The sequence below is a fragment of the Vreelandella indica genome, from assembly GCF_037070225.1.
GTDB classification, from domain to species: Bacteria; Pseudomonadota; Gammaproteobacteria; order Pseudomonadales; family Halomonadaceae; genus Vreelandella; species Vreelandella arctica.
Genome location: NZ_JBANSO010000046.1, coordinates 1 through 12,751, shown reverse-complemented (window position 1 = coordinate 12,751; position 12,751 = coordinate 1). Strand labels below are relative to the sequence as shown.

The window sequence follows — 12,751 nt, the reverse complement described above, 5'->3', positions numbered from 1 at the left end:
CCGAAACTGGGGGGTCACTGGTTCAGTGTCGCTTAACCCAGGAAAAGTGAAGGAAATCGAGCGTAATAAAAAGGCTGCTTAAGCTCAGCCATTTGGACAACTGGGTTGAAAATCACCGGTATTCAACAGACAACATCCTTGCCATAGCAAGGTCATTTTTATTCTTATTTTTAAATTTGGGATCTTTTGCAAATGCTTCTTCGCTAGTGAAAAGCAAAAAGAACGGCTCAAGGATGGCATTGTATGTCTTGATCCGGTCTTCACGTAGCTTATCCTCCAGTTCACGAATCCTTGCGTCTCTTGACTCTACTTTCGCTTGCGATGCCTGGATCTTACTTTTGATTAGCCAACCAAGTCCACCTAGTCCAAGCAGCAAGAACGGCGTAACTAGTGTAGCTATTGCGCTGATCGTATCTAGTAGGTCTTTCTCTACAGGTGACGCCATTATTTACTCGTTTCTTGATCTGCCTTACGCCGCAGGTAACCGGCCGCTCTGGAGCAGAGCCAAAGGCGGCTCGAAAAAGCGGTCCCGTTGACTGCTTGGCTAGGAATTTGAAGCACCATTTTCTGGCCGTGCTCGACGGGCCCACATGGCTTCGTCAGCCTCTGTCTTGAAAGTTTTATTTATCACAAAGTCGAGAAAAACTTTGGTCTTCAAAAGGTCGTCATGTGATATCTCGATCTGATCTTTCTGCGAGTGCGCCACTTGACTAGATCGAATACGATATACGGTCCGAAGCTCCTCAATGAGGACCTCATCACTGGTCAATGTACGAATTGCTCTTTGCAAATCGCGGAGCTCATTAGAGAGTTTGCGAACTTTTAGAATACGATTGGCTACAAAGTGCTCTAGTGCACGGTAAAAGCAAAGGAATGATTCTCGGCGAAAGTTCAGCTCTAAGATATTCAATCGCATAAGCAGCAAGCCTCTCAGATACTCCCCTACGAGAACCGGAGTTCGCTCGCGAGCAATAATGCCGAATATCAGAGCCGAATGCTCAACATGAATATCACTGATTTGCTGACGTTCTGAATACTCCGTCTCTGGATTGATAACGAGCGCAGCTTTTCGCCAGTTAAGACCACTCAAGTCATCGGCTACGGTCAGAATCGGATGAGCCCACGGATCTTCTTCAAGTGTAAACGTCCCCAACGCACCGACGTTTAGAGCGATCAGCATTGCATTGATAACACGGTTGCAGTCGTGAATTTGCGCAGATTCGGGGGCATCTTCATCAGGCGGCCGCACAGATAAAACAAAATCGTGCTCGCGCACGGTATGGATGCGAATATTTGATTCTGGATATTGAAACAGCCGAAAAGCATCAGGCGCGAGCGTATGCGAATCGGTGCGAATTCTACTGGAAACCCACATAGGTATTCCTAACAGTTTGTTAGCGTGCAAGCGTATTTTTCTGGCAACCAATATCCTAGCTATATATCCTTAAGCCGTTGAATATTATAAACTAAACTCACCAAAACGATACGCTTTGTCAGAAAAATGTGCACTCGCATTAACATTATCGCCATACTTTCAAAGTCGCGTATAAGAATAATAGCCTTGCTCATAAACCAATGTTTTACTGTCTTTTACAATTATTTTTGCTCAGAAACATGAGCACTCATATTACAAGTCCTACCGAAAAACGCGCATTGTGGGCTGAAGTCTCCGTGAAAGTGTAATTTCGTTGATGACCGCTTAGGGTCCTGGCCGTGTGAAAACAGAAAAATCTGGCCCGACTCAAGAACCTTTGCCTTCAGCTGCCCGTTAGCCTCATCTGAGCCTTGGCTTCTATAATTGCCGACCACTGATGTTGAAAATCATGGAGTCATCACAAACCAGCTACAGTCGCTATCACGGCCCTAGAATAAAGAGAAAAAGGGCTGTTACGCCCTCGCAGCCCTCATTATCTCATTGACTCCCAAAATCTTTATGACGCGCTTCAAGTTGTAAGCCAGCACATGAAGACTCATTTCCGTGCCCACATTTCTAAAACGCTTTGTCGCGAAGTGTGTCGCACCCATCCACGCCTTTAGCGTGCCGAACGGATGCTCCACGGTTTGTCGCCTTAGACGCATCACCTCTGGATTCCAATCGAGACGTGACTGTGCAGATTCAAGCACATCTTCATGCTCCCAACGTCTGATCCGTCGTTGCTTGCCAGTCGTGCATTTTTCTTTCATAGCGCAGCTTGCACATGCTGAGCTCCAGTAAGTATGTAGCTTCATTCCCTTTTCTATCGTTTCATATCGCCATATCAGCCGCTGACCAGCAGGACAGGAATATTCATTGCTTTCAGGCAAGTATCGGAATGCGTCTCTTGGGGAAAAGCCCTTTGCCTGGTTTGGAGATGTCATCGGCTTGGGGAGATAGGTCGTTATCCCTGCTTTATGGCAGGCGAGAATTTCTTCACCTTTGAAGTAGCCTCTGTCAGCTACGACCTTCAGCTCCTTGATGCCAGTGGCTTCCCGAGCTTGCTTCGCCATATTGAAGAGCTGCCCACGGTCATGTCCGACGTTGGTCACCTCATGAGCCACAATTAAATGGTGCTGACTATCGACTGCTGTCTGCACGTTGTAGCCTACTGTCCCGGTGCCTCTGCCACTGGTGGCCATTGACCTAGCATCTGGGTCCGTCAAAGATACTTGCTGATCCGGAGATTGCAGCCGCTGTTCCTCAACAGATTGTAATCGTGCCGTTTCTTCCCTCAGCTTTATAATTTTCTCCTTTAAGTGTTTCGTCTTGGCCTCGGCCAGGGCGGGCTCCGTGTGATCGGCTGTATCTAGCTGACTGAGATACCGGTTGAAGCTTTCTTCGATCTGCTCAAGGCGACGCTTCATCTTGGTCGCTGTGAAATTGCGATTACGGTTGTTGACGGCTTTGAACTTGCTGCCATCGATGGCCACGATGGCTTGGGAGAACAGCTCCAGTCGCCGGCAAAGCACGATGAACTCTCTACATACACGGCGGATGGCATCGCCATTGTCCTTTCGAAAATCGGCAATCGTCTTGAAATCGGGTGTTAAACGCTCAGTCAACCACATTAGCTCGACATTACGCTGGGTCTCGCGCTCTAACCGGCGGCTTGATTGAATACGATTGAGATAACCATAGATGTAGAGCTTCAGAAGAACAGCCGGATGATAAGCCGGTCTCCCGGTAGCGTGCGGATCAACACTTTTGAAGCCCATATCTTTAAGGTCGAGCCCCTCAACAAATGCCTCAATGGCACGAACCGGGTTATCCTCGGCGATGAAGTCGTCCAAAAGCGTAGGGAATAACGTGCTTTGGTCTCGGGCCTCGCCTACCACGAATCGCTTCATCACCATTTCCTCTGGGGACCTTGGCAAAGTATAGCGGCCACTACGTTTTCACACAGCCTCGGTCGCAATCTGCCTTAAGCAGCCTTCTTTAGCCAGTCCAGATGCGTGGCGAAACTGCATAGCACGCTTAGGCGTCTCTATCACCAAAATAGTCATCCGTCGCTACTAGTCCCAGGCAGTCATCTGTATTAAAGGCTTGATCTCTGTCGCTATCTTCGCTGAACAAATTTTGCACACGGCGTTCTTGCTTGAAGTAAGCCAACGTGCTGAAAAAACAGCTTTCGCACAGGTGGACTTCATAGCGCTCGCCATCATGTTGAGAGCCATAGCCCCAATGTGCTTTGAGGGTGGCGTACTCAAGATTTTCATCTGCTACACGTGTCGTGGTTAAGCATACATCGCACACCACATCAGTAACGGCCTCGACTTCTAATTTTTCAGTCACTTTCATTGCTCTGTTCCTCGCCTACCGACAATGTGATCACTGACATGGCATGTGAAATGCGGGCCTATCTTGGCTCATTCTCATCACCCAAGTGAGTAACAGAAGCAAGCTCTTCCACCTGTATAGCTTCCCAGTCGTCAACGCCTACAGGCTCAAATGGCAGCTCATATTTGCCGACCGAGTCCTTAAGCCGCTGCAGAGGGCTGTCGTTAGCTTTTACAGCACTAGGCTCATTATATTTTGCCATCTACGTACCTCATGCAATGCGAGTGAACCATGAATGCATTATCGCAATAGACTCATTAACCTTAATCCACTCCAAGCGCTTTGACCACTGCGTCGATCGGCTCTGCATAGAAGCTGGTCTGAAACTTGGTAAATAGCTCTCCGGGAATGGTGGGAATATCCATGGCGCTGCTCATGGGCAGGGTGACTCGTTTGCCGCCGGCATCGAAAGCGACCTGCAGGCACTCTGCAAGGTTTTGAACGGGTTTTAAACTTCCGCCCAGGCTCATATCGCCTAGCACCACCATTTGGCTTTGCGTCGGCTTGCTGACAAGGCCTGATGAAAACGCCACCAAACTGGCTAACGACAAATCGCGCAGGACACCGCTATTTTGCAGATCTACCACATGGAGGTGGAAATCATGCTCCATGACCTTACGGGCACCGCTGATGCGGCTGGCATTGGCCTTGAAGTAATCAAATGCCATTTTGACCTGCTCTTTGGCTCCGGTGGAATTCCACAACCCCGACATCGCCAGCTTGCCGCTGCCTGCGGTTACCTGCATTTCGATGCGGTAAACACCTGGCATACCCTTGTCGCTTAGGCCAATAGTATGTACTACGCCCGGCTTACCTTGGCCTTCTGGAATCAGACCACCGCCGCCCTGTTCTTTCACCGACACAAAGTGCTCTTCCAGGGTCTCCTTGTCGATGTAGCTGAAATGGACATCGTAAAACTCCATGCCACCAATTTTTTTCAGCTGCTCTTTCACCCGGCGTCGCACTTGCATGGCGTATTCCAGGCACTCCCTCACTTCTTCTTTCGCATACTCACCATGCGGGAACATCAGTTTGAGCAGGCCAGAAACCGTTTTACGAACCGCGATCACGTCACGCTGATTGAGGTTGTCACCCAGGGAGAAATAGCGATCAATCGCATCAGCGAAGCTGCGTTTGCGCATCTCTCGGAAGAACTCGGCCAGGTAGTCAACGATAAACCCAAAGCGCTGAGTGAAAAACGAGGGCCGCATCTTGGGGATTTCCCAGCCGGGAATGTAAGCATGAAAGCGATCAAAAAATGCCGCATCGATCATCGCATCAGGGAATGGCGTCAACAGATGGCTAGTTTTCACCATCGACTCAACGCTCTGATTGATGTTGCCTATAAACACCATCGAGGCCGATGCCTCCATCTGCTCACGCCCACGGGCGAATGAACCAGACGCCATATAATCCTTCATGATCTGTACCCCGTCATTATCCTTGAACGAGATACCCGCTACTTCATCGAACGCCACCAGATCCCACATGCCGACTAAACCAATGCGTCGTGAGCTCATGTTGTAGAACAGATTAGCTACCGTGGTCTGCCCGCCGGAGACCAGAATGCTGTTGGGCGAGCACTCCTTATAAATATGGCTTTTACCGGTACCACGTGGCCCTAGCTCACAAACGTTATAGTTGTTTTCAACGAACGGGATCATCCTAGCCAGCAAGTGCCACTGCACGCTCTCATCTAGTTCAGCGGGTTCCATGCCAATTGAGCGGATCAGTACTTCACGCCACAGCGAATTGGTGAACCCACGCCGCCCTTCAAATAGCTCGTCCATATTCATGTGCGGCATTTGAATCGGCTTGAGCAGGCTGACTCCGAATGGTGATGTTGTCTGCCCCTCTTCATGGAAGTAGCTTAGCGTTGCAATTACCCAAATACCGCCCACTAGCAGCTTTTCGTTCTCTTTGACGATGCCTGCGGAGATCTCAGCATCTTTGATGCCTAAGTTGCTAAAAGCTGCTTCATAGCGGTCTTTCTTCTCGTTCAGTCGCACCGTGACACGATCAATGACCTTGAAGCTGCCCCGCTCCCGAACGATGGACTTCACCTTCTCCGCTTCATCAGGCCGAACGTAGTTATTGGTCAAAATCGCTTTGACGTTTTCCAGGCCTTTCGCAATTACCTCCGCATCATCAGACGCGCAGTACATACCCAGCAGGTACTCCAGCACGTACACCGGCACGTTGGCGCCCTCTTTCACGCGCTGGGTAAGGTCTTTGCGCACCACGCGGCCAGCAAAGTGAGTGTTGAGTAGCGTGTCGAGATCATATTGCGATTCGTTGTCCATAAGAAAAATTCCATTATTTTGTCAGTACACGCTACTATCCAACAGAGTTGGCCCACACTCGTCCATTGGACATCTTGTTCAAGTAACTTAGCCCATTAGCTCGCTGTGACGAACCAAAAGGAAAATAAGATAGTATGTAGAAAGCAAACTCCGGCGTTACCCAGTAGCTTTCAGCATTCCAGTCATAGTTTGAGAGAACATCATCGCGCCCTAAATCTCTATACACTTGTGCAGCCAAAAGCATATAGTTCACAAAGTCAGAGGGTGTGCTTTCTTCTTGTGATGTAGCCTCTTTCCAAAGTTCAAGCGTATTTATCGATTTTTTCTGCACAGGATGATCAGGCATATTTGCAAATCTTTGATTCAGCTTCTCTCTTTCAACTTCTTGCCCTCTAAGTAAGCCTTGATTAAAAACTTGGTGCCTAATATCTTCGCTCTCATTACTCTGTACACCTAACGTATATGCTTGCGTCACAATATTTTCTTCAATTTTATTTACCACTAAATTGAAGAACTTAATTGATATCCATGAAGCATATACGACTGACAACCACTGCGAAAAAAACAGTCCTGGTCTACTACCAAATTTTCTTTCAAGATGCTTAGCTTCTGCCTCATATTCAGGGAAATGTAACAAAAACTCTTCTGGCCCTTTAGCTCTTTCACCAGATGAAGATTTGTGCAAGGCGTGTGCGTTATAAAAGCCGTTATCATTACAACTGACTTGCACTCCATTAATATTGACGCCCAGGTTATCCTTAGCTAACTGCATACATGCCCCTGTTTCAAAAGAAATCATCCGTAAACGCCAAGTCAATCACCACGCGGTAGCGCTCGCGCTCGGTACCCAGGTCTTTATCACGCAGCACTAGGAAGTAGTCATTTTTACGGTCAAATGAGGTGCCAGAAAGCGAAAGACGCACCGACTTTATGCGCTCGTTCATGTTGTCGCTCGCGCTATCGAAGGTGATTACCTCTTCACTGGAGACCACATTACTGCCTTCATAAATCGCGACTGAAAGTGTGACAGGCCGCAAGCGTTCACTCACCGCTTCAGTTTGCAGCAGATCGAAGCGCTGAATGTTATTGACCATCTTCAGCGATGCCTTCGGTGAGATCACTTCGACCTTGCGGGTACTGCGTTTCTCGGCTTTTTCGCCGCGCAGCTGCTGTATCGTGAGCACCGGCACAACGATTTCTTGGGGCATGATGCCACCATGCACAAAGCGCGCCCCGCCCACAAAATGGAAACGGTGAGCGCCTTTGGGTATCCAGAACTGTGTCACGCAGGTGGTGCCTGCGGTATCGCGGGTATGCCCATGCCAAACGCTGGGGTTATCGGGCAGCGATTCACCCAGCACATAGCGCTTTTTGCTTTTGAACGCAGAGGCAGGCTTGTCCGTAAGCGCCGTACGATCGGTGGCATCCAAGGCGCTACGCTGAAATAAGAAACCGTGGTCTGTCGTCACCAGCACCGTGCTGGTGTTCAAGTGCATCAAAATTTTGCGGGTCAGCTGATCCAGCTCATCAATGGCATCTTCCACCGCCGCAAACGTCTCGCTTTCGGTGTTAGCGGAATCCCCGCGGGCGTCCACCACATTGTGGTAAACGTACATCAGCTGGAGGCCTTTGATTTTTTCGCGCCCCTCTTCCCGAGACCACCCCTTCACCTCGTCGGCGGTGACCGCCATGGCCTCACCACCCAGCGCTTCCTTCAAGAGTTTGCTACGGTTGGCGGTGCCCTGGGTTGATTGACCATTCACCAACACCGTATCACTGCCTGGTTGATAGCTTAGCTCACGGTGCGGTAGCAGCGAGGCCATGCCCAGCGTGGTATAGCTAGGCACTACCCCCAACTGACTTTTCAACGTCGCTTCGCTATAACGCTTGGCGTTGATGCGCTCGCGCAGCTCTTCGGCAGCCTCATAACGGAAAGCATCGCTAATCACTACCACCACGCGTTTTTGGCGGCTAGCGGCTAGCTGAGGTTGCACCCAGTCACGGTAGAAGTTTTGTTGATTAGGGAGGTTGGGCAGCTTCCAGTGCGTCAGCCGCTGCTCGGCCTCTACTCGCTCGCTCCAGTTGCGGGTCAGCTGGCCCAAAAACCACTCGTCGTAACAACGCTCGACGGCCGCATCCAGGTTTTTCAGCAACTCAACGCCGGTCGCGTCGGATGCCACCGCGTAGTGGCGATAAGCCGTATCAAAACGGTAGAGATCGGTTTGGTAAGCATGGTACAGCGCCTCGACGCTCTCAAAGTGAAACCCTTTGGCATGTTGGTGGCGCAGGCTGAACAGTGCAATAGCCGCGGTGAGCGCTGCGTACAGCTGCCGATAACGCTCGCGGCGGGCATCGTTTTTATGCCGAGACGCCCAATAGCCATCTAACCGCTCAACAATAATGCTATCGAATAGCCGCAGGTCGCGAACATCAGCGGCGGGAATCGCTTGGCAGAGATCCACAATGATCTGTTTTTCAACCACCTCAAAAGTCGCCACATTACTGAGCTGCTCTAGCGGCACATTATGCAGTTTGTCATCAATACGCTGCGCATCAGCTACCCAACCTGAGATCACATCGAACGCGGGGTAAAAACGCGAGCTATCCCGCCAGCGAGTCAGCAACGCACGCGAAGATGCACGGGCATTAACAGAGGGAATCGCCACCTGGCGTGCCCAGTCAGGAATATCAGAAATACTCTCGCAATAGCCAGTAATCAGTAACCGCAACATTAGCTGACCGAAATTCAGAGGCGTTTCACCGCTCAACTCTTCTCGGCTGGCGGGGTAACCGACTTCGGCCTGCAGGGCACGCATAAAAGCAGGCACCAGGGCGTATTTCTCGGCCTCCACTAAAGCTGCCGGATTCGCCTCTAACCCCAGCTCATGGGTCACCGCCTCTTCTGCCAGATGAAACAGCAGCGTCGCCACCTCTATTGACGCTGCCCCCACCACCACGGCCAACATCGCAAGATCCAGCTCATCTTCACTCATGGAAGGCGTGACTAAACGCTTTAACCCTTCAATACGCTTCCGGCTGGCTAAAAACGCCTGCCGCTGTGCTAGATGCTCGCGCAGCACATGGCGCGTTAAGCCCAACTCATTAAAGATCATCGAAACGCGATCCGCATAGAACCGCCCTGAGTAGAGCTTTATATCCAGCAGCCAGTCATCTTCCGGTGCTGGCTCGGCATAGGGAAGGTAGAGCAACGTGGGCGTATCAGGCTCTTCCAGCTCCAAACGTAGCTTTACGCCCAGGGTCGACTCCCCCGCCATCGCGATCACCTGAACGCCTTCAAGCGCGAGCTCACTCAGCGACTCGGCAAAGTGGCCGGGGGCGTCGTACCAGAACACAATCCGATGATGGTCGGTGAAGAAGGCGTGTTGTAAGCCCTGCTGGAGTTGTTCGAGCTGCATATACCCTCTTTACCATTAAACACCGTGGTAGCAATTACCTTTCGCTTTCCATCTATGTATTTTGAAAGATGGTTAACAAAAACATAAGTTTAAGGTGAAATTCTACCACGCGAGTAGCAGCAAGCGCCTGCGCATCTGTAGGAGCGACTTAAGCACAGCGACGTTAAATACATGCTTGTGCGTACCACCCATACAAAAGCTACTCAACGGCAACGCTTGCGTCAGTGTATGACATCGGTCTGCTAGCGGATGTCAAAAGGAACTCAATTTGTCGGAAACTGAAATCCTGCCTATTTGACAGGCTCGGGAGCTAAACTTGTCAGCAAAGCTTTTGCTTGGTTGATCAAGCGCACGGTAGCATCCAGATCCACATGCCCATTTTGATCCGTTTGCCGAAAATCCTCACCGTTAAAAACGGCGACCACCATTGATTGACCGTTACCAAACCTGGCCGGCTTTTTGGTTTTCAAGCCAAAGGCCTCTGAATGCTTAACAATCTTATTGAACCACTCACGTCTTAACGCTGCTCTCTGAGTGACATCCGGCACATCAATTCGGAAACGAAGCTCTCGGTTGTCCACCAACTGAACGTGCAAGATATCCTGAAAGCAGCACCAAAACCCCAGAAACCCGCCAGACTGGTTTGGTACATAGCCCCAGTTGCCTTCACCAAGTTGCTCCTTGAGCGCTTTGTAGAACCCTATCCAAGCGTACCCATCCCACTCTCCGAATGGCTTTGTTCGATAGGCTTCTACCCGCGTATCCCAATGCTGCAGCCACGCTAAATAATCGTGAAAAATAGCGTTGCTTGTGCCTACTCCTGCCTCTAGCACGGCCAGAAAATCACGCCGCGTGAACGGCTGAAACCCATTACGATAAATGGCTTTGTAACAGGTCTGGTCGCCTGTTTTGAAGTATATCGCCAGAGTATTATCGGTCTGGTAACCCCTGCCTTGAATGTCGGCAAGGTACTTAGCCAGCTGGTTCGAGTGCGCTTCTGTGTGCGTCTTATCCTCAATCACAATCGCAAACGTGCCATCAAGCACGCACAGCACGTCAATATTTTTGCTCTGGCGCGTTACGGTAACTTCGGTAAAGTGCGGCATGGGTTTGCCATGCTTTGCGAAAAATGCGCCGATAAGCTTTCTGGCACACTTATGAAGCTGAGGATCGACTGATTCATATCGCAAATCGGCCCAAGCCAGCAGCCACGCAATAAAGGCGTCCTGCGATAGCTCTGTCGTGGCAAACGAAAAAATATTTGGTTTTTCGGTCATAGCTGGTTCAACTGTTGTCATATTGTTGCTGGAGATTAGTTGTTCATTGTTGACGCGGAAGTAAGCCAACATTGCACTAAAGCGAGTAATTAGCTCGGCGAAATTTATTTTGAGCTAGGAATTCACAAAGCCTCATAGTAATCACGGATCATCTGCGCCATCAGCTTGCGACGCGCAGCAAGAAAATCGCGGTAATTGTCAGCGGTGACGGTGTCAATAAAGTCCGGTATGGCGTTCTCTATCAGGTTAGCTTGAAGGTCTGTCAGATTAGTAATTTCACCTAACGATAGCTTACCGGTGTCGCATTGTGATTTCACCTTGGCCATATAGGTCTGCGGAGGATGGTCTTTAATAACGATATTGATGGGTGTTTCCGTCAGCGCAAAATTGGCCACCTGATTGTAGTCACCCTGTTTCGGGAAGCCATTCTTAATCAAATAATTCTTAGGGACAATATGGTGCATATCACCATGCCCTTCGATCATCTGAGCAACATTTATCGACTTCGACAAAAAACCACGGCCCCCCTTACTCACTAGCGCTGCTAAGTAGATTTGGAACGCTGGACTACGCTTGCTAGGTGATACCAGTTCCTGCAGCAAAGCCACTTTCCAAAAACCATCGCCAAGCTCAGACTCTTCCAGAATGCGCAGGTAGCCATCAGCGCCGTGTTCGCTAATGCGCCGTAGGTCGGTTTCCCAGGTTGATTCAAAGCTGCCCACGGCACGGCCAGTGAGTAGCGTCATCACGAACCAGCGTTTGACGATACGCGCCCGCGCCCCCTCGCTCAGCTGATCGTCGTTGCGCAGCCGCAAATACAGCGCATAGGCAAAGTTCAGCGCGTTCTTGGAGCCAATCATGCTAGCGTCGATAAAGCCCGCCGACTTGATCATCATCACAAAGCGTTCTAGATGGGTCTTGCGCACAAGTTGATCTAACGCATTGGAAAAGCGCTGGTAGGCATCGGGAATGCGGCTTTCATCAATCTTACGGGTTTCCGGATCCAGCCCGGAGAGTTCGCTGACAATTGCTCCGGCCTTGCCCCGGCTAAACCCCACCAAGCCCGCAATGCGGATCACATCGGTATATTCCGGCTGAAAAAGCTCATCCGATTGACGTTTGAGCCACTGAATTTTTTCGAGATGCTGGGAGGCGGCAAACTCTTCGTCGTTCTCGCGGATATCGTCAAAGGCATGGCCAGAGACAGTCAGGTGACAGAAATAATCAATCAGCTTGCGCAGGTTACGCCCTTCATCACCGTAGGTGGCAATCTTGCTCATCACAAAATCCGCGCTGGAAAGCGGCACGCCTTTGGCATTAATACGCACAAAGATCTCCGCAACTGTTTCTACATCCAAATCATCGTTGAGAGAAATCACCCCGACCTGCGCATGCTCAATACCCGCGAGCTTTGCTACCGCCGACTCAACCGGCCCTTCATCGGCATCGGGATTTTTTTCAAAATAACGTCGCAAAAATGTCAATTGACTGGTTCCCGAGAACAGCTCGCTGATATCGTCAATCCACTGCCGGCTATTACTGATCGCTGGCGTACGTGTGGCGAACTCTTCGGTCAATGGGTTGAAAGAGATAACAATGCTCTTCTTTTGATATCGCTTACCCACTACGGGTTGGCCAGCAATAGCCGCTCGCAGAGCGGTAACGCGCTGCTGGCCGTCAATCAGAATCTGCTGATGCGCCGCTACGTCGCCGCCTTTCAGCTTGGCGCCTACAGACTGCCAAGTGATCAGGTAGCCCACCGGATAGCCGTTGTATAACGAATCCATCAGGTCGCGCACCTGGGATGTTTTCCACACAAATGTAAGCGCGCCATAAACCCCATCTACTCACCTTATTGTTGACTGATCATACTGGTGGTCTCTTTAGCATTGGAGATCATCATGAGTCGCGACCTCAATTCCACTCAAGCATTTTGGTTAG

General features: G+C 50.2%; 10 protein-coding genes. All 10 read right to left on the bottom strand.

Annotated features, from left to right (window positions below; translation table 11 throughout):
- Window positions 1-112 precede the first annotated feature (112 nt).
- Window positions 113-445: a hypothetical protein gene (locus tag V8L71_RS19795; protein ID WP_336275229.1), complete on the bottom strand. Its 333-nt coding sequence runs from the start codon at window positions 443-445 to the stop codon at window positions 113-115.
- Between the two features lie 99 nt (window positions 446-544).
- A complete protein-coding gene (locus V8L71_RS19790) occupies window positions 545-1,375 on the bottom strand; it encodes a hypothetical protein (RefSeq protein ID WP_336275228.1) in 831 nt (276 codons plus the stop codon).
- 512 nt (window positions 1,376-1,887) lie between these two features.
- On the bottom strand, window positions 1,888-3,324 hold the full coding sequence (locus V8L71_RS19785; protein WP_336275227.1) for an IS1182 family transposase: 1,437 nt from the start codon (window positions 3,322-3,324) through the stop codon (window positions 1,888-1,890).
- Window positions 3,325-3,451: 127 nt separating this feature from the next.
- Window positions 3,452-3,775 carry a hypothetical protein gene (locus tag V8L71_RS19780; RefSeq protein ID WP_336275226.1) on the bottom strand — a complete coding sequence of 108 codons (324 nt, stop codon included), beginning with the start codon at window positions 3,773-3,775 and terminating at the stop codon, window positions 3,452-3,454.
- A 58-nt stretch (window positions 3,776-3,833) separates the two neighbouring features.
- Window positions 3,834-4,016, bottom strand: coding sequence for a hypothetical protein (locus V8L71_RS19775; protein ID WP_290697950.1), 183 nt, complete (start codon window positions 4,014-4,016; stop codon window positions 3,834-3,836).
- Between the two features lie 61 nt (window positions 4,017-4,077).
- The gene (brxL, locus tag V8L71_RS19770; protein WP_336275225.1) at window positions 4,078-6,117 is read right to left on the bottom strand and encodes a protease Lon-related BREX system protein BrxL; all 2,040 of its coding nucleotides are present in this window, start codon (window positions 6,115-6,117) and stop codon (window positions 4,078-4,080) included.
- A gap of 34 nt (window positions 6,118-6,151) precedes the next feature.
- Entirely contained in the window at window positions 6,152-6,916 is a 765-nt protein-coding gene (locus tag V8L71_RS19765) for a hypothetical protein (protein WP_336275224.1), read from the bottom strand.
- A complete protein-coding gene (gene pglZ / locus V8L71_RS19760) occupies window positions 6,903-9,533 on the bottom strand; it encodes a BREX-1 system phosphatase PglZ type A (protein ID WP_336275223.1) in 2,631 nt (876 codons plus the stop codon). The genes V8L71_RS19765 and pglZ overlap by 14 nt, the downstream gene beginning before the upstream one ends.
- Window positions 9,534-9,823: 290 nt before the next feature.
- On the bottom strand, window positions 9,824-10,810 hold the full coding sequence (locus tag V8L71_RS19755; RefSeq protein WP_336275222.1) for a PD-(D/E)XK nuclease family protein: 987 nt from the start codon (window positions 10,808-10,810) through the stop codon (window positions 9,824-9,826).
- Between the two features lie 122 nt (window positions 10,811-10,932).
- On the bottom strand, window positions 10,933-12,627 hold the full coding sequence (locus tag V8L71_RS19750) for a GmrSD restriction endonuclease domain-containing protein (protein WP_336275221.1): 1,695 nt from the start codon (window positions 12,625-12,627) through the stop codon (window positions 10,933-10,935).
- Window positions 12,628-12,751 lie beyond the last annotated feature (124 nt).

What these genes read in the sequence shown, in the direction of transcription:
- V8L71_RS19790 (WP_336275228.1), bottom strand. Translation starts at nt 1,375, where the DNA reads ATGTGGGTTTCCAGTAGAATTCGCACCGATTCGCATACGCTCGCGCCT.
- V8L71_RS19755 (WP_336275222.1), bottom strand. Translation starts at nt 10,810, where the DNA reads ATGACCGAAAAACCAAATATTTTTTCGTTTGCCACGACAGAGCTATCG.
- V8L71_RS19775 (WP_290697950.1), bottom strand. Translation starts at nt 4,016, where the DNA reads ATGGCAAAATATAATGAGCCTAGTGCTGTAAAAGCTAACGACAGCCCT.
- V8L71_RS19765 (WP_336275224.1), bottom strand. Translation starts at nt 6,916, where the DNA reads ATGATTTCTTTTGAAACAGGGGCATGTATGCAGTTAGCTAAGGATAAC.
- V8L71_RS19795 (WP_336275229.1), bottom strand. Translation starts at nt 445, where the DNA reads ATGGCGTCACCTGTAGAGAAAGACCTACTAGATACGATCAGCGCAATA.
- brxL (WP_336275225.1), bottom strand. Translation starts at nt 6,117, where the DNA reads ATGGACAACGAATCGCAATATGATCTCGACACGCTACTCAACACTCAC.
- pglZ (WP_336275223.1), bottom strand. Translation starts at nt 9,533, where the DNA reads ATGCAGCTCGAACAACTCCAGCAGGGCTTACAACACGCCTTCTTCACC.
- V8L71_RS19780 (WP_336275226.1), bottom strand. Translation starts at nt 3,775, where the DNA reads ATGAAAGTGACTGAAAAATTAGAAGTCGAGGCCGTTACTGATGTGGTG.
- V8L71_RS19785 (WP_336275227.1), bottom strand. Translation starts at nt 3,324, where the DNA reads ATGAAGCGATTCGTGGTAGGCGAGGCCCGAGACCAAAGCACGTTATTC.